We start from the raw sequence: 16,525 nt of genomic DNA on the forward strand, positions 1-16,525 counted from the left end.
CCCACAGCGAATGCATGCCATGCATGCATTCGCTGTCGATTCACTGCACTCGATGGGGCTGCAAGATGCGCAGGTAATTGCGCACCGTAGTGTCCAGGCCGTCGTACAGCGCTTCGCCGATCAGGGCGTGGCCGATCGACACCTCGGCCAGGAAAGGAACCGCGCGAACAAGGTCGGCGAGATTTGCCTGGCTGAGGTCATGGCCGGCGTTGACCCCAAGGCCGGCTGCGCGCGCGCGTTCCGCTGTTTCCACGCACCGCGCCAGTTCTTGCGCCGACGCACCGGCTGCGTGTGCCTTGGCATACGGGCCAGTATAAAGTTCCACACGGTCGGCACCGATCTCGGCGGCCTGTTCCACGTGGGCGCAGCCGGCATCGACGAACAGGCTGACCCGCGCGCCCAGCGACTTCAGCTGGGCAATCAACGGCTGCAGCCTGGCGCCATCGCCGCGTAGGTCGAAGCCGTGATCCGAGGTGATCTGCGCATCGCCGTCGGGCACCAGGGTCACCTGCTGCGGTCGCACTTCCTCGACCAGAGCAAGCAAGCCCGGATAGCTGCCCCGTGTCGGCGCGAAGGCATTGCCTTCGATATTGAATTCGACCCTGCGACCGATGCGCTGGGCCAGTGCGCGCACGTCGTCAGGCCGTACATGGCGCTGGTCCGGCCGCGGATGCACGGTAATACCGCCGGCGCCGGCGCCGAGCACGCAGTCGCAGGCGCGGCCGATGTCCGGTTCGTGTTCGCCGCGCGAATTGCGCAGCACCGCAATTTTATTCAAATTGACGCTAAGTACCGTCATTGCTTTTTATCCTCGGTGCGCTGCGGCACAAAGCGATGGCGCGGCTCGCGCTCGGGCAGGGTTTCGACCTTGGCGGGAATCGGCGACTTTACCGGATTCGCCTTGGCCGGCAACTCGCCGCGTCGCGTAGAAACCGGGCTTTTCGGCGGCATCTGCGCATCGGGCGCAGACGCCGCGGTGGCCGCCTTTTCAGCCGGTGCAACCGCGGCGGCGGCAACAGGCGCCGGCAGCTCGCGCAGCCAGGGAATATGCGACGGATCGACAGATGCTGCCGTCGCCGGTGTTTCGGTTTTTGCTTCGGCCTGTCTCGCTGCCAATGTCCTGGCCGCGGCATTTTCGGCGCGCTGCTGCTGCAGCCATCGCTGCGCATCGGCCGGCGCCTGCTGCCATTGGGTTCGCGGCAGCCGGGTTTCGCTGCCCAGCATCACCAGGCGCAATGCCTGGACCTCGCCGGCGCTGCCGCGCTCGGCGATCACCTCGAATTCGCTGTCGTCGCTGACAAAACGATCGGGTGCATACGCGCTCAGCTCGCGCAGCGCGCCGGCGGAAAATTGCAGGGCAGGGCGCGGGCTGCAGTGGAAACGGGCAAGCACATCCTCGTCGACGACGTAATCGCCGCAGAATGCTGCCAGTGCCTCTCGTGGCATCTCCACCGCCGCGCGCGCCAGCTGCGGCGCGCGCGCGCTCAGGCGCCGCACCGGTACGATGATGCCGTTCTCGGCCCAGCGCAGTGTCTCGATACGCCCCAGCACGTCACGCTGGAAACTCAGCTGCACCGCGCTTCCGGCCAACTCGAAAAGGTCGTCGCCCAGGGGCTTCATGCGGGCGGCAAGACGGCCGCTGGGTTGGGCAGTCAGCACGCCGGCGCTGTCGCGAACCAGGAGTTGCACGCCGGGCGAAAATTCGTACAGGCCGGCGAATTCGCCCGGGTTGGCCAGCGCAACCTCGACCTGCGGCGGCCGTTGCGGACTGGTTGCGCCAAGGATGGAGAGTCCCAGTGGCATCAGGCTGGTGTCGGCATTGGCCAACAGCACGACGGCCTGCTGGCGGTCGGTGCGAAAGCCGACGAACGAGGCATAGCCGTTGCCGCTGGCCGCCTGCCATACCACCGGCCATTCCTCGTTTTCTTCCCGCGCCATATTGATGCGCCAGCCCAGGCCGAAGCTGGAACGCGCGTTGCGCGGCTGGCGCGACAACAGCAGTGCCGCGCGCAACGGCGAATCCACCGGGCGCAGCATTGCCTGCAGCAGCTTGAGCTGATCGCCGACTGTACTGCGCAGCGCCAGGCTTGCGCCTAAGCCGCTGGCCGAAGCCGGTAGCAGCTCGATGCCGTCGCGATGACCGGGCAGCAGGTCGGTGTTGCTGTTGCCGGTCGCGCTCAGACCCAGCGGCGTGGCGATACGCCGGGACAGTATGTTTGTATAATCTTCGCTTTCTATATTGCTGAGAATCCAGCCGAGCAACACCAGGCCCAACGCCGATTCGCGCGACGGTGGATCGGCCGGCAGGCGGTAGTTGACGAGGAAATCCAGCAGTTCGGCTTCGCCGAACTCGCGCCACGGCTGTTGCGGATTGCGCGGGAACAGGTTGGCCGGCAGCGGCGGCAGGCCCGAATCCTGTGCGGCCAGCTGCTGCAAGGTGATGGCACAGACGCGCGTGTCCGCGCAGCGAAAGTCTGCCGGCAGGTAGCGCGAGATCGGGTCATCCAGGCGCAGCCGGCCGCTGCTGGCGAGGTCGGCGAGCAGCAGGCCGGCGTAGATGCTGGCGGAATTGCCCAGAGCGAAACGACTGTCGCTGCTGGCGTCGCCAGCAGCAGTGAAGACCGCTGTGCTGCTGGCGGTTTGCGAAACATGGCCGGCGACGACCACGGGCCAGCTGCCGTTGTCCGTGGCGCGCTTGAGATAGGCGGCAAACTGCGCTGCCAGTTCGGCACCGTCCTGAGCGGCTGCGCCGAGGCTGCACCCCAGCAAGGTGATAGTCAGTAGTCGCTTGGCAATACGCATGACGCGCAAGCATAGCCGCTGTTGCCTGCAACCGGCCCGGCCGGCGATCACATCGATGGCGATGCGGGGCAAAAAAAAGCCGCGAAATCATTCGCGGCCAGAGGGAGGTGATGATGATGAAGACCACATCCGTGTGGCGGAGCTTTGCACCCTGTGGGAGGGGAGTTACGGAGATTTCGAACCCAGCCGACGGCAGGAGTTCCGCTCAGCCGCATTCGTCGGGCACTTCCTTCCAGACGACCGGTTCCCAATACTCGCCGCGGACCCGGCTGTTTGCCTTGTCCTTGTTGAATTTCGCGGCCAGGTAATACGTCGTGTCGTCCTTGATGACGACCGTCAGGGTCTTGACGGCGGGATCGTCCATCGGACGGATGGCCATCTGGCGACGGAATACCTTGGAATCGATGCGCTCGGCAATGCGCAGCTCATGCGTGCCGGCGCTGAGGCGGAACCGCGTGGCACTGGAAGGACCAGCCGAAACGCCGTCGATATTCAGCAGCTTCACGCCGTAGAGATCCTCTTGCCGCGGTGCCACGTCGTAGTCGGTGACGCGGCCGCAGCCACCAGCGGCAGACTCTTCGGCGCGGCGGCTGGCGATGCGCGTATCCGCCATCAGCTCATCACGCCCTACCTTCAAATGAATCGGCGGCAAGGTGATGCTGTTGAGCTCGCCGGCCACTGCCAGCGCCTTGCCTTCGCGTTGCAGCGAAAATTCCAGCTTGGCGCCGTCGGGCAGGGCGTCGACCAGGGTGCGCATCGTCGTCGCGGCTTGGGCATGACCGGCCGGGTCGGCGCCGAGGCCGGCCAGGCTGGTGCCGTTGATCGCGACGACACGGTCGCCCGCCTTGATGCCCATGCGTTGCGCGGTGCTGCGCGGTGTTACCGCCAGAACGCGCAGACCGTCGCGCGCCTTGTCCGCCGTGGCACTGTCTACGAGCAGGCCGAGGTTGGTGATGCGCCGAGCCGGCTCGTCCAGGGTGAACGCAATCTGGTCGGTGCTCTGGCCGGCAAAGGCGCCAGCTTCGATCAGCCGCACCAGTGCCAGCTGCACTTCTTCGCTCAGGCGCTGCTCGACTTCGGCGTTCTGGGCCATAGCCGCGGCCGGAAGCAGCAGCGCCAGCAGCAGTGTAAGGGTTGGTTTCTGCAGGTTCATGGCTATTTCTCCACTCATATACGTGTCAGCTGGGCGCCGTCCGCGGACAGGGCGATCAGGCTGGACAACAATTCATTGCGCTGCTGCCACAGCGGCAGCAATTCGGTCGGCGCTGCGCCGCGGTCGTAGGCCTGCTGCAGCGCCAGTTCCAGCGCGCGCAACTCGGCCTCGCTCTCCAGTGGCGACAGGGGCTGGGCCAACCCGGCATACAGCTGTTCCAGTTCGTGCGAGCGCTGTTCGGCGTGCAGCAGCGGGTCGGTCTGCGGCGACGTCGGCGCCAGCGAAAACACTGCCGCCAGGGCGAGGCATGCGGCAAGTGCGCCGCCCCAGCGCAGCAGGCCGCGCTGGCGTCGGCGTCGCTGGTGCGCGCTTTCGATCCGTGCCCAGAGATCTGCGGGCGGATCGAACTCGGGCAGCGCACCCAGGCGCAGCGACCTCAGATTCAGTTCCGGCTCGGCCATGCTTGCAGCTCCACATCAACGCGTGTCGTGTTCAACCAGTCCTGCAGGCGCTTCAACGAACGCGACAGGATGGACTTGGAATAACTTTCGGTCTGGCCGAACAACTCGGCCAGCTCCTTGTGCGTATAGCCTTCGATCTCGTGCAACACGAGAATCAGACGTGCCCGCGGCGGCAGTCGTTGCAGCAGCCCCATCGCATCGTGCACGTCGGCGGCGACGCTGTTGCTGAAATCGGCGGTATTGGCAAACAGCTGTTCCGGATCCTCGCCATTGAAATGGCGCTGACTGCGCAACTGGTCGATTGCCGCATTCACCGTCATGCGCTTGAGCCAGGCGCCGAACGGCGCGTCGCCACGGTATTGCCGGATCGCATCCATCATCTTCAGGAATACGTCCTGGACAATGTCTTCTGCTGCCGCCGAGCTGCCGAGTACGCGCATGGCCAGGGTGTAGCACGGCCGCGAACACGTACGGTACAGCTGGGCATGGGCGGAAACGTCGCCACGCCGGGCTCGCGCCAGGGTGACGGCATCGATTTCCTGGGCAAATCCGGTTTTGGGTTCTGTCGGATTCATATTCATGCGAGCGGAGGACGCGACAGCATCGGCTAGCGTCGCAACCGGCGGCGAAATAGCCGCGCGGCTCAACCGCGGCCAATCACGCGGATCTCCAGAATACGCCGGCGCTCGACCACCAGGCGTGCCTGGCCACCTTCGCGATTCATCTGGATGGTCACGCCGTCCTTGCTGACGGCGACGATCTTGCCTTCGATCTCCTTGCCACCGCTGGTGATCAATGTGACGCGACTGCCGAGCTGGCCGGCAAGCGAGTCGAACGCCACCACGGAGAACGGCCGTGGGCGTGGTTGCAGACTGGCCTCAGGCAAGCGATCGATGCGTGGCCCCTGATAGACCAGCGCGGCAGTGGTACCAGGCGGTGGCGGCGGCGCCGAGGGCAGGCCGGAAATGCGTGGATCGTCGCTGCGCAGTGGCGATGTGCGATAGGCCGGCGTTTGGTCGGACCGCGCCGGTTTGAGCGGTTCCATGGCGACGTTGCGCGGCGCTGCATCCGTCCGCGCCGGCGCAAGCGGGACAACCGGTGGTGCCGCGGGCAGGGGCGTGACCGGTGTGCTAGCCGCAACCGGTGGCTGCAACGGTGGCGCCTTGACCGGCGGTTCGCGCCTGGTTGTGGCCAAGACCGGGTTTTCCTCCGGCCGTACGACGACCGTTTCCGGTTCTGGTTCCGGCTCTGCCAGCGGATCGTGCACCAGGGCGCGATCGATGCCGGCCAGTGCCTCCACCGGTTCGGCCAGGAAGAACACCTTGAAGAGTACCGGTGGCGCGTTGTTGTGCCGTGCCGTGAGGTTGAGCCAGCGCATCACCTCTTCCGGATCGTAGGTGTCGTACTGGGCCGGGGCGATGTCGCTGCGGGGCAGGCTCAGCAGCTTGAACGCACCGCCGTGCAGCAGCAGCTGGCGGTAGAGTTCCACCACGCCCTCGGCCGGCACCATGTGTTGTTCCTTCAGGCGCTCCTGCACCAGGTCGAGGTGCCGCTGCACGAAACCGTCGACGTCCAGGCCGGTCTGCTTGGCGCAGAACTTGTTGCGCCGGTCGAGATAGTTGCCTTCGTCGGTGTAGTCAAGCTCTGCCGAGGCAATGCGCAGCGCTTCGCGCGCGCTCTTGTCGCCGAGCAGGCGCGGCGAAAAATGCTGCAGCTCCGCATTTGCACTAAAGCTTGCAAACGGAACATTGTGCACCTGCAGGCGCAGTTGCAGGGTTTCCGCGGCGCGGTCGTGCGTGTAATCCAGGTCCAGCCGTGGCAGCGCTGCGCGCAGGTGCATGGACTGGTAGTCGCCGGGCGACATCTGTTCCGAGGCGCCGCAGGCAAAGGTTTCGAACGGCACCAGGCTCTGCGCACCGAACCAGCCTGGCTCGACCGCGCCGGCAAGTTTCTTCAGCGCCGGCACGCTGGCGTCTTCCAGCGCGACGCCCAGCTGCTCGGGCACGCTGCTGTCGCGAGTGACGGCCCGCTTGAGCAGCCAGAACACGCTGGGCGCACGCAAGGTCAGTGCCGAGGCATCCAGCGCCGCCAGTTCGAAGCCGGGCTTGGGCTGGAAATGGATGCCGCTGATACGGATCTCGCCGCCGAAGCTGCCATTGGCGCTGGACCAGCTCAGCGTGCCCCAGTCGGCCAGCGCCTCAGCCAGCCATTTCGCCTGCTGTTGTGCAGCCGTCCATAGCGCGAGCTTGAGCCCGATGCCCAGTACCAGCGCCGACAGCAGCAGATTGCGCAACAGCTTCCACATGTGACGCGCGTTCCCGAAGCAGTCAGTGTTTAACCAGAACTTAGCCCGTTAAGCCAGCGCCCACAACTGGGCTGTGTCGCTATTTCACATCTGCCTGCCCAGGTTGTAGGGAATGGCAAAAACGGCGCAGCTGCCGTGGTTCTCCGCGCCAGGCAAGATGACCGACACGCCCGCCCGGCAGCGCCAATGCCTGCAACTGCCAGCTGGCGACAGCGCCGCCGCTGTCATCGATATGCAACAGCCGTGGCGGCAGCGGGTCCAGCGCGAACTCAAGCCTGTCCAGGCCGAAGGCAAGGCCTCGTCCCAACGCCTTGAGCACCGCTTCCTTGGCGGTCCACAGCTGCAGAAACAGCGCTTCGCGTGCCTCGGCCTCGCAGGCGGCGATGGCCTGGCTTTCCGCCGCGCAGAAGTAGCGCTCGGCCAGGGCCAGGTGGTGGCGCCGGCGACCGGGACGCTCCAGGTCCACGCCGAGATCGCCGTAGCGTGCCAGCGCCACCAGCGCCGCATCGCCACTGTGGCTGAGATTGAACGACAGGCTGCCGTCGCGCAGGTATGGTTTGCCGTGCGCGCCGAGCTGCAGTGCGGCGTCGTCGACCGGCCGGCCGCAGTAGGCTGACAGCAGTTGCCGCAACAGTGCCTGGATCGCCTGGCGTGTGCCCGCACCCGGCGAAAATTCACAAAACCATAAATGTATTTCATCGCCAGGCAATGGCTGGGGCGGGATGGCGCTGGCAAAGGTCGGCGGACAGGACATGGCGGCACCTTGGCCCCGGCGGTTGCAACGGTCAAGGCCGCGGGCCTGCAGCGACCGGCCAGCCTGGTATGCCGGCAGACTCGCTACTATGCGCGAGCTTAGGAATGTGCGGCGGCGCCGCGCATCGGCGCGCAACCGATACTGGATGAGCGGAATGATCGCAGGCTGGGTGTTGCTGCTGGTATCGCTGGCCTATGTGGCGCTGCTGTTCGGCGTCGCCTACTGGGGCGACACGCGCCCGCTCTATCCGGGCCGGCCCGGCCTGCGGCCGTGGATCTACAGCCTTGCCCTGGCTGTGTACTGCTCGTCCTGGACCTTCTACGGCGCGGTCGGCAGTGCGGCCAATTCCACTCTGGCCTACCTGCCCATCTACCTGGGCCCGATGCTGCTGTATCTGTTCGGCAGCGGCCTGCCGGAACGCCTGACCCGCGTGGCCAAGGCCAACAACATCACCTCCATCGCCGACTTCATCGCCACACGGTTCGGCAAATCGCATTCCCTGGGCGCGCTGGTGACCCTGATCGCCATGATCGCCGCCATCCCGTACATCGCCCTGCAATACAAAGCCGTGGCGCTGAGCATCAGCGTGCTGGGCAAGGGCAGTGTCGGCAGCGGCGGCGGCGACCTGTTGCAGGACTCGGCCCTGTACACCGCGCTGATGCTGGCCCTGTTCGCCATCCTGTTCGGCACGCGCCGGGTCGACGCCACCGAGCACCATCACGGCATGGTGCTGGCCGTGGCGGTGGAATCGCTGGTCAAGCTCGTTGCCTTCCTCGTCATCGGCCTGTACGCGCAGCAACACCTGACCGACCTGCCCAGCCTGAGCAACGAACTCGTCGTGGACAGCCAGCTGCCGCCGGGCTTCATGGCGCAGACCCTGCTTGCCTTCACCGCCATGTTCTGCCTGCCGCGCCAGTTCCATGTCGGCGTGGTGGAATGCGAAGACCCGCACGACGTGCGCCGGGCGCGCTGGCTGTTTCCGTTGTATCTGCTGCTGATCTGCGCCCTCGTGCCGGTCATCGTCGCCGCCGGGCGCAGCGCGGCGGCGGGTACCAATCTGAGTCCCGACGTCTGGCTGCTGTGGTTGCCGCTGGCCAACGACAACAACGCACTGGCCCTGCTGGCCTATATCGGCGGCTTCTCCGCCGCGACCGGCATGGTCATCGTCGCATCGGTTGCGCTGGCGACAATGATTTCCAACGACCTGGTCATGCCGCTGCTGCTGCGTATCCGCGCGTTCAAGCTGGACCAGCGCCACGATCTGTCCAGCATCGTACTCGGCGTGCGCCGCATCGCCATCGTCGTGCTCGCACTGCTGGCCGTCGCCTACTACCGCGCCATGCCCCAGGGCGAACAACTCGCGTCGATCGGCCTGCTCTCTTTTGCTGCCGTCGCCCAGTTCGCGCCCGCCATCATCGCCGGCCTGTACTGGCGCAGTGCCAGCCGTGTCGGCGTACAGACCGGCCTGGCCGTCGGCTTCCTGGTCTGGGGCTATACCCTGATGCTGCCTAGCCTGGGCAGCGCCGGCTGGTTCGATACGCAATGGCTGCATGCCGGCCCGTTCGGCCTGAACTGGCTCAAGCCGCAGGCGCTGTTCCAGCTCAGCGGCTGGCATCCGATCACCCACGGCACCTTCTGGTCGCTGCTGGCGAATGCGGGCTGTTGTCTGATCCTGTCCCTGCGCTTCCGTCCCAGCATGGAAGAACGCCTGCGCGCGGCGAGTTTCCTCGATCTCTCCGCCGACCGCGGCAGCAGCGCCGTCGGCGAATGGCGCGGCCGCGTCAGCGTGACCGACCTGCGCGCCATCGTTGGCCGCATCATCGGTGAGCGCGGCGCGCGGCGCGCCTTCGACGACTACGCCGCCACCACCGGCAAACCCCTGCAGGACGCACTCGCCGCCGACCGTCCGCTGCTGCAGCACACCGAGCGCATATTGGCCGCCTCGATCGGTGCCGCTTCGGCGCGGCGCATGCTGACCAGCGCCCTGCGCGGCACGGGCCTGGATTTCAGCGAAGCCGTCGCACTGCTCGACGAAGCCTCGCAGGAACTGCGCTACAACCGCGAACTGCTGTCCACCACGATGGAAAACATCTCCCAGGGCATCAGTGTGGTCGACGCCGACATGCGCCTGGTGGCGTGGAATCGTCGCTATATGGAAATGTTCGATTATCCCGGCGACTCGGTCTACGTCGGCCGGCCCATCGCCGACCTGATCCGCTACAACGCCGAGCGTGGCGAATGCGGCCCGGGCAATGTGGAAACCCACGTGAGCAAGCGCCTGCAGCACATGCGTGCCGGTACCGCGCACGTCTATCAGCGCGTGCGCGCCGATGGCAGCGTGCTGGAAATGCGCGGCCAGTCCCTGCCCGGCGGCGGCTTCGTCACCACGTTTACCGACGTCACCGACTACAAGCGCGCCGAACAGGCTCTGCGCGAAGCGAACGAAACGCTGGAGCAGCGCGTATCGCAACGCACCGCACAGCTGTCCACGGCCCTGGCCGCCCAGGAACGCGCCAAGTTCGAGGCCGAAGCCGCCAATCAATCCAAGACCCGTTTCCTCGCCGCGGCCAGCCACGACCTGCTGCAGCCCTTGAATGCAGCCAAGCTGTTCACCTCGGCGCTGCGCCACCAGCCCAACCTCGATGCCGAATCGGCGCAACTGGCCGAACGCATCGACACCGCTTTCCGCGCGGCGGAAAACCTGCTCGACGCCCTGCTCGAAGCCTCGCGCCTGGACGCTGGAAAATACCGACCCGATGTCGCCAGCGTCGCCTACGCCGACGTGATCGAGCCGCTGCAACAGCAATTCGCCATGATCGCCGAACGCCGCGGCCTGCAGCTGCGCATCCACTCCAGCCGCGTGATCGTGCGCACCGACGCCCACCTGCTCAGCCGCATCCTGCAGAACTTCATCTCGAACGCCTTGCGCTATACGCGCAGCGGCCGTGTCGTCGTCGGACTGAGGCCACAGGGCAAGGACGTGACGATCCAGGTCTGGGACACTGGCCCCGGCATCGCGCCGGCGCAACAGAAACGCATCTTCGACGAATTCCAGCGCTTCGATAACGGATCGCCCTGGGGCGAACAGGGTCTGGGCCTGGGCCTGTCGATCTGCGAGCGCATGGCCCGCATCCTCGGCCATCGCCTGAGCCTGCATTCGCAACCGGGCAAAGGCAGCTGTTTCGCCGTGCGCGTACCACTGGTGGCGCGCCGCGGCCGCCAGGCCAGCCGCACCCCCGAACGCGAAGCCGTGGTCGGCGAACTGAGCCCGCTGCACGTACTGTGCCTCGACAACGAACCGGCCATCCTGGAAGGCATGTCCGCCCTGCTCACCCGCTGGGGCATGAGCTGCGACCTCGCCGCCAACCTCGACGAAGCCCGTACCCTGCTTACCGCGCGCCGGCCCGACCTGATCATTGCCGACTTCCACCTGGGCACCGTGCAGGACGGCATGGACGCCTTGGCCGAACTGCAGAGCAGCCTGGTACCGGCACCGCCGGCGGCATTGCTCACCGCAGATCGCAGCCCCGAGCTGAAACAGCGGGCACGTTTGCGAGGGTATGCGCTGTTGCACAAGCCGGTGAAGCCGGCGGCGTTGCGGGCGTTGCTTTCGGCGATGGCTAGGTTGTCGAGTGTGAGGATCGGGGCTGGGTGAGAGATCTGGTCGGGAGTCGGGGCTGTTACTTCGAAATAAGCCAGGGGCCTATCGCCTTTGCCGGGGAGTCAGCAGAATCACTGATTATCCACAATTACGCTATATAAACACTGGCCTTGAGCAGCGAAAGAATTCGCCAAACAGCGTGCGAGTGCTCAAATCAGAGGTATTCAGATTGGCTGCACCGCGCAATTCTTGCCCCGAAATGTCCACGTTGGCCGTTTTAAGTGAGGCTAAGTTACAACCTCACGGAAGTGTTTCGCTCACTGGTGGAACAGAAGGAAAACCTCCTTGGTCAAGTCGATAGATCCCCTGTTCGTCCAACAACGTACTGTTGACATTCACGCTGGTGCTCCCGCCCTTTCTATCAAGCAAGATCATTGCATATGGGCTTGCGGAAGCGTCGTTTGCAATCATTACGTTAACACCCAGCCCCATAGACAATAGCTGAGCCGCTTCGTCTATAGAAAGGCGACTTCGAACCGAAGAGAACCGATCTTCGACGTAAAACGTCAGCTGTTGCGCGAACCCCCCAACAGGTAACTCTTGTACCAAACAGGTTACTGGCTGTTCACTCAAATCCAAGATGTCCCGAATTATCGAGATGTCATGGTAAGCATCGCCAGTCATAGCCGAGATGGCCCGGCGAATCTGGTCGCCGCTCACCTTGCTTTCTACTATCGAGTCGAACCAGATCATTTTCCTAGTCTCCATACGCCAAGTGCTCTGGAAGCACCATCGGATCCTGCGACGCGCACCGCGATTTCCATCGCTCGCGGGGTATCGCCAAATTTGTTGAAAATCCCCAGCGCGTCGAACTCGCCGCGACTGAGGGGATGAAAACCTGGCCCTGAATGCGGCACCAGATGGTCCTCGATACGTTGGTATGTTCGCTCACCGAGCGTATAAAAATCTCCATCCCTTCGCCCGTGCCCATTATTGATAGCCTCGACTTCGGCCCGCATGTCGACATCAGGTTCGGCCACTGTATTCTTTTCCCTTTTGTATCCGCCTTGCTTGATGTTCCGGATGCTGTGTCGCGACTTGAGTGGGGGATTGAAATTGAAGACCCGTTTTGGCCCGATGTAGAGGCCATAGGTTTGCCGAATCGGCACCGGCTCAATGGCTTGACGCCCTCCCATCGCCATCTGCGTCGTCGCCAGATCGAGAACGATCGCCCCCATCTGATTCGCCGCCGCCACCTGTTGCTCAGTTCCACCCAGCGCTCGCGTCACCGCGGCCGGTCCGCCGAAGATCGGACCGAGCAACGCCATGGACAGGCTGTTGCCGAAGCGCAGGTGGCGCTCGTCCAGCCAAGCCTGTTCGGCTGAGGACAGCGAGGCTTCGTAGCGCGGCCCAGGGCGGTAGATGTCGTTGATCAGCGCCAGGTCGCGGCGCAGGCGCAGCGACTCTTCCGGTGGTAGAGAGATCTTGCCGCTCAAATGATCGTTGAGGCGTTGCTGCTGGTCGACGACGAAGGACTCAGGCAGTTGATCCGGCCATTGTTCGCACTGCTGCTTGAACAGCTTGGGGGCGAGCTGGTCCTTGGGATTGCCCCAGGCGTCCTTGGGCGCCAGCAGACTGTCGAGCAGACGCTTTTCCTCGTATGCCTTTTGCGCTCTTTCCAGCGGTTCGCCACATCGACCGGGTTTCCGGGCCAGCATCTTCGGCGGCGGCGAGGGCAGTTCACCGGTCAGCAATCGGCCATAGACCTTGTTGCCGCGGAAGCTGCCGAGCACGGATGGCGGTACTGTCGAGTCTCCGGGCGCAGACTCGTCGGCCATCACACCGCTCCGTTCATTTCGCACGTGTCGCCGTGGCGAGCGGCCTTGCGGCTTTCGACGAAGACGGTATAGGAACCAAGTGTGATTCTGACGTTGCCGTCAGCCCGCGAGAGCAGCGATTGCACACCGTCGCCGGCATTTCCGATCACGCCAGCGGCGATGTCGTCGATCAGCTGAGACAAGGCTTGGCGCCTTGCAGACTGTCGAAACGCAGCACTTGCGGACCCAGGAGCGCGGTGACACTGAGGGTTCGATTCATGGTGCATACCTACGTAGAAGCGCTGTGGAGGGAATCAAAGCAGCGGCGGCGCAGTCCGCGAGCGGTGTATTGCCGCAACGCGGCCGGTTGCGGTCGAGCAAGCCGTCGGCGACGACACATTATTCCCTACAGGAATTTGTATCCTCCAGAGTACGGTGAGCGTGCGGGCACAGCTGCCGCACCATCTGGTGTAACCCTCGCGTCCGGGATAGTCGACCTGCGGGCTGCAGGTCACAGCGGCATCCTGGTAACTGGAAATTGGGCAGGGCGGACCTTGTGTGCCGTCACCCGCTCGGCTGCACGGGGCAAATCGAAGGCCGGCCAGGTAATCGCGTCTTGCGACGGCCTGGCAGGGTGCCAGGCCGGTATTTCGTTGCCTGAGACCAGGCAGGGTGCTTCTTACCCTGGCAGAGTTGCAAGCAAGATCGCAGCCGCAGACAGCAAAAAGCCCGCACCTTACGGTACGGGCCTGGAAAGTTTGCGGGTTCTCCGATTGCTGTCTATTTATCTACAAAGCAATTAAAAAATATTTCCCAGCCAGGGTGTTGCGCTCAGTTGACCGCGGCAGCCGGCTCGGGCAGCTTGTCGTCCTTGTAGATCGCCACATGCGGCACGCCGTCGGCGCCGATCCAGCCGCGGTACATGCCTTCGGTGTTGAATGGCAGGGCGATATTGCCTTTGGCGTCCAGGGCGATGGCACCACCGTCGCCGCCGGCCTTGGGAATATCGCGATTGATCACGCCTTCCGCCGCTTCGCGCAGCGGTTGCCCGCCGTATTGCACGCGGGCACAAATATCGTGTGCGGCGACGGCGCGGATGTAGTACTCGCCCCAGCCCGTGCCCGACACGGCACAGTGGGCGTTGGCATAGGTGCCGGCACCAATGATGGGCGCATCGCCGACGCGGCCGTAGCGTTTGTTGGTCATGCCGCCGGTGGAGGTGCCGGCGGCAAGATGGCCTTGCTTGTCCAGTGCCACGGCGCCGACGGTGCCGAAATGCTTGGCCGTTTCGATATCGCTATGGGCCTGCTTCGCAGCTTCTTCCTTCAACGCTTTCTGCAATTGCTGCCAGCGCTTTTCCGTGCGGAAGTAGGACGGGTCGACCAGCGTAGTGCCGCTTTCCTTGGCAAACGCTTCGGCACCGGCGCCGACCATCATCACGTGCTTGGATTTCTCCATCACGGCGCGGGCGAGCGCGATCGGGTTTTTCACCGTATGCACGCCGGCCACGGCACCGGCACGCAGACTGGCGCCGTCCATCACGGCAGCATCGAGTTCGTTCTTGCCGTCGTGGGTGAAGACGGCGCCGCGCCCGGCGTTGAACATGGGCGCGTCCTCCAGCACGACGATGGCGGCGGTGACGGCTTCCAGTGCCGGCTTGCCGGCGCTGAGCTGGGCATGGCCGGCGCGCAGTGCCTGTTCCAGCGCGGCGCGGGCGGCTTTTTCCTCGTCGGCATTCAGGTCGGCGCGTTCGACACCGGCGCCGCCATGGATGACCAGCATGGGTTTGGCCGCCGCGGCGTTCGGCTCGGCCGCGCCCAGCACACCCGAGCCGATCAGTCCGGCCATGGCGCCTGCAAGCAATACGCTATTCATGGAGTTGTCCATTCGCTGATTAATGAAGGGGGGCAGCTGCAGCAGCGGGTGCATCGCCGCGCTTGTGCAGCTCGCCGCCTGCTGCATCGTAAACCGCGCTGAAGGCCGGGCGCTCGACCCGGAAGTCCTGCAGGCGCAGCACGCTGCCGCTGCCTATGCCGATGACTGGCACGCCGCGGAACTCCAGTGGCTTGCCGGCGGCATACACCTCGGCCGCGCGCCGCGGCCGCACCAGCCAGGCGTAGCCGCCGTTGCCGCTGTAGACCTTGCCGATGCCGTTTCCGTCGATGCACAGTGCGGTGTATTCGTCGATGCCAATGCCGGTGATGTCGTCGCGGCCGGTTTCGTGGATCAGCCGGGCGACCATGGCGATCAGCCGACCCAGGCGTTCGCGCTTGCCGAAGTGGCTGTCGGTGATGACGGTGCTCAGGAACGGCATGTGCAGGAAGTCGGCGACCAGGGTCAGCTGCGGCCCTGCCGGGTCTTTCAGCGCATCGGCCGAGACCAGGCTGCCGCCGTCCATGGCGCCGTAGGCATACGCACCGAGTATGGCCAGGCCGGCGCTGGTGCCGCCGATCGGCTTGCCCTGGCGCAGGTGTTCGTCCAGGGCCTGGTTCAGCGGCGTGCCTTTCCAGAAGCGCACGTAGTTGGACTGGTCGCCGCCAGCGAGGAAGATGCCGTCGGCCTTGCGCACGATCTCCAGCACGGTGGGATCGCTGGCGGCGCGGCGGTGATCGAACACCAGGGTCTGGGCCGCGGTGATGCCGCCGATGTCCTTGAAGAATTCGTCCTGGGCCTCGGTCGCGCCGGACGCGCGCAGAATCACGATACGGCCATGACCGGCCCGCTCGATCATCCAGCGATAGGCGTCGTAGGGCCAGTCGCCGCCGCCGCCCAGCATCAGCCCGGCCTGGGTCTTGCCGGGTGCGGCGGCCTTGATGTCGCCGATCTCGTAATAGTGGTAGCCGTCGCGGCGCGAGGCGTCCGGTGTTGCGGCATGGGCCAGGCCCAGCGCCAGTCCGGCGGCGAGCAGGATGGCGGCCAGGCGCGTGGCGCCGGATGGAACGGTTGCAGCGCGCATCGCTTTCTCCTGCGGATGGATGGGCTCCAAGACGAACGAGCAGCGCAGATCCCTCCGGCCGGGCGTGGATGGCGCTGTGGCCGATTTGGGCTATTGTCGGCAGATGGACACGACGCTCGATGCCTGGTTCGTCCGCGAGATCCTGGTGCACGAAGCGGCACTCGAACAGTATTTGCGGCGTTGCTGGTCGCATTCCGACGAGCTGCTCGACTTGCGCCAGGAAGTTTATGTGCGCGTCTACGAAGCGGCCGGCAAGCTGCGGCCGCACCAGCCCAAATCGTTCCTGTTTGCCACGGCGCGGCACCTGATCACCGACCGCCTGCGCCGCGGCCGCGTGGTTTCGATCGAGCCGGCGGGTGATTTCGAGTCCTTGAACGTCTTGGTAGACGAGGTTTCGCCCGAGCGCCGTTTCGGCGCGCGGCAGATCCTCAAGCGCCTGGCCGAAGCCTTCGACCGGCTGCCCGACCGTTGCCGCGAAGTGGTGTGGCTGCGCCGGGTGGAGGAACTGCCGCAGAAAGAAGTGGCCCGGCGTCTGGGAATCACCGAGAAAGCCGTGGAAAAGCAGATCGCCAAGGGCATGCGCCTGATTGCCGATCACTTCCACGGTGCAGACGAGATCGGCCGGCGCGCGCCCCAGGCGGCGCAGACCGCGGCCGAGCGCAGCGAGTAGGAAGAG

At 65.0% G+C, this 16,525-nt stretch carries 14 protein-coding genes; 2 read left to right on the top strand and 12 right to left on the bottom strand.

Features of this window, described 5'->3' with window-relative positions; translation table 11 throughout:
• Positions 1-40 precede the first annotated feature (40 nt).
• The 7 genes from DFR29_RS03840 to DFR29_RS03870 form a co-directional block, all read right to left on the bottom strand.
• Positions 41-799, bottom strand: a complete 759-nt coding sequence (locus DFR29_RS03840) for a pyridoxine 5'-phosphate synthase (protein ID WP_133817247.1) — start codon at positions 797-799, stop codon at positions 41-43.
• Positions 796-2,802 carry a serine hydrolase domain-containing protein gene (locus DFR29_RS03845; protein ID WP_133817248.1) on the bottom strand — a complete coding sequence of 669 codons (2,007 nt, stop codon included), beginning with the start codon at positions 2,800-2,802 and terminating at the stop codon, positions 796-798. The genes DFR29_RS03840 and DFR29_RS03845 overlap by 4 nt, the downstream gene beginning before the upstream one ends.
• Positions 2,803-3,007: 205 nt before the next feature.
• Positions 3,008-3,955, bottom strand: a complete 948-nt coding sequence (locus DFR29_RS03850) for a PDZ domain-containing protein (RefSeq protein ID WP_133817249.1) — start codon at positions 3,953-3,955, stop codon at positions 3,008-3,010.
• Between the two features lie 14 nt (positions 3,956-3,969).
• The gene (locus DFR29_RS03855; protein ID WP_133817250.1) at positions 3,970-4,416 is read right to left on the bottom strand and encodes a hypothetical protein; all 447 of its coding nucleotides are present in this window, start codon (positions 4,414-4,416) and stop codon (positions 3,970-3,972) included.
• Positions 4,398-4,991 (bottom strand): RNA polymerase sigma factor, encoded by a 594-nt coding sequence (locus DFR29_RS03860; RefSeq protein WP_166653858.1) that lies wholly within the window; start codon positions 4,989-4,991, stop codon positions 4,398-4,400. The genes DFR29_RS03855 and DFR29_RS03860 overlap by 19 nt, the downstream gene beginning before the upstream one ends.
• A 68-nt stretch (positions 4,992-5,059) precedes the next feature.
• Positions 5,060-6,721: a hypothetical protein gene (locus DFR29_RS03865; protein ID WP_133817252.1), complete on the bottom strand. Its 1,662-nt coding sequence runs from the start codon at positions 6,719-6,721 to the stop codon at positions 5,060-5,062.
• Between the two features lie 79 nt (positions 6,722-6,800).
• Positions 6,801-7,475 carry a 4'-phosphopantetheinyl transferase family protein gene (locus tag DFR29_RS03870; protein ID WP_133817253.1) on the bottom strand — a complete coding sequence of 225 codons (675 nt, stop codon included), beginning with the start codon at positions 7,473-7,475 and terminating at the stop codon, positions 6,801-6,803.
• Between the two features lie 154 nt (positions 7,476-7,629).
• Here DFR29_RS03870 and DFR29_RS03875 point away from each other — a divergent pair, with 154 nt between their 5' ends.
• On the top strand, positions 7,630-11,130 hold the full coding sequence (locus DFR29_RS03875) for a hybrid sensor histidine kinase/response regulator (protein ID WP_166653893.1): 3,501 nt from the start codon (positions 7,630-7,632) through the stop codon (positions 11,128-11,130).
• Positions 11,131-11,376: 246 nt separating this feature from the next.
• Here the strand turns inward: DFR29_RS03875 and DFR29_RS03880 are convergent, their stop codons facing one another.
• The 5 genes from DFR29_RS03880 to DFR29_RS03900 form a co-directional block, all read right to left on the bottom strand.
• Positions 11,377-11,829, bottom strand: coding sequence for a hypothetical protein (locus DFR29_RS03880; protein WP_133817254.1), 453 nt, complete (start codon positions 11,827-11,829; stop codon positions 11,377-11,379).
• Positions 11,826-12,914 (bottom strand): hypothetical protein, encoded by a 1,089-nt coding sequence (locus DFR29_RS03885; RefSeq protein WP_133817255.1) that lies wholly within the window; start codon positions 12,912-12,914, stop codon positions 11,826-11,828. The genes DFR29_RS03880 and DFR29_RS03885 overlap by 4 nt, the downstream gene beginning before the upstream one ends.
• A complete protein-coding gene (locus DFR29_RS03890) occupies positions 12,914-13,096 on the bottom strand; it encodes a PAAR domain-containing protein (protein WP_133817256.1) in 183 nt (60 codons plus the stop codon). Before DFR29_RS03890 ends, DFR29_RS03885 begins: the two co-directional genes overlap by 1 nt.
• Positions 13,097-13,724: 628 nt before the next feature.
• A complete protein-coding gene (locus tag DFR29_RS03895) occupies positions 13,725-14,741 on the bottom strand; it encodes an isoaspartyl peptidase/L-asparaginase family protein (RefSeq protein WP_133817597.1) in 1,017 nt (338 codons plus the stop codon).
• A gap of 46 nt (positions 14,742-14,787) precedes the next feature.
• Positions 14,788-15,849: a cyanophycinase gene (locus DFR29_RS03900; protein WP_133817257.1), complete on the bottom strand. Its 1,062-nt coding sequence runs from the start codon at positions 15,847-15,849 to the stop codon at positions 14,788-14,790.
• Between the two features lie 103 nt (positions 15,850-15,952).
• On the opposite strand from DFR29_RS03900, the gene DFR29_RS03905 reads away from it, so the two are divergent.
• Positions 15,953-16,519 carry an RNA polymerase sigma factor gene (locus tag DFR29_RS03905; protein ID WP_133817258.1) on the top strand — a complete coding sequence of 189 codons (567 nt, stop codon included), beginning with the start codon at positions 15,953-15,955 and terminating at the stop codon, positions 16,517-16,519.
• Positions 16,520-16,525: the final 6 nt, after the last annotated feature.

This window comes from Tahibacter aquaticus (genome assembly GCF_004363655.1).
Taxonomy (GTDB): Bacteria; Pseudomonadota; Gammaproteobacteria; order Xanthomonadales; family Rhodanobacteraceae; genus Tahibacter; species Tahibacter aquaticus.

Bases quoted from the DNA above. Each gene is read 5' to 3' on its own strand.
- DFR29_RS03875 (WP_166653893.1), top strand. From the start codon at position 7,630: ATGATCGCAGGCTGGGTGTTGCTGCTGGTATCGCTGGCCTATGTGGCG.
- DFR29_RS03895 (WP_133817597.1), bottom strand. From the start codon at position 14,741: ATGGCCGGACTGATCGGCTCGGGTGTGCTGGGCGCGGCCGAGCCGAAC.
- DFR29_RS03870 (WP_133817253.1), bottom strand. From the start codon at position 7,475: ATGTCCTGTCCGCCGACCTTTGCCAGCGCCATCCCGCCCCAGCCATTG.
- DFR29_RS03860 (WP_166653858.1), bottom strand. From the start codon at position 4,991: ATGAATCCGACAGAACCCAAAACCGGATTTGCCCAGGAAATCGATGCC.
- DFR29_RS03880 (WP_133817254.1), bottom strand. From the start codon at position 11,829: ATGATCTGGTTCGACTCGATAGTAGAAAGCAAGGTGAGCGGCGACCAG.
- DFR29_RS03850 (WP_133817249.1), bottom strand. From the start codon at position 3,955: ATGAACCTGCAGAAACCAACCCTTACACTGCTGCTGGCGCTGCTGCTT.
- DFR29_RS03885 (WP_133817255.1), bottom strand. From the start codon at position 12,914: ATGGCCGACGAGTCTGCGCCCGGAGACTCGACAGTACCGCCATCCGTG.
- DFR29_RS03900 (WP_133817257.1), bottom strand. From the start codon at position 15,849: ATGCGCGCTGCAACCGTTCCATCCGGCGCCACGCGCCTGGCCGCCATC.
- DFR29_RS03845 (WP_133817248.1), bottom strand. From the start codon at position 2,802: ATGCGTATTGCCAAGCGACTACTGACTATCACCTTGCTGGGGTGCAGC.
- DFR29_RS03905 (WP_133817258.1), top strand. From the start codon at position 15,953: ATGGACACGACGCTCGATGCCTGGTTCGTCCGCGAGATCCTGGTGCAC.
- DFR29_RS03855 (WP_133817250.1), bottom strand. From the start codon at position 4,416: ATGGCCGAGCCGGAACTGAATCTGAGGTCGCTGCGCCTGGGTGCGCTG.
- DFR29_RS03865 (WP_133817252.1), bottom strand. From the start codon at position 6,721: ATGTGGAAGCTGTTGCGCAATCTGCTGCTGTCGGCGCTGGTACTGGGC.
- DFR29_RS03840 (WP_133817247.1), bottom strand. From the start codon at position 799: ATGACGGTACTTAGCGTCAATTTGAATAAAATTGCGGTGCTGCGCAAT.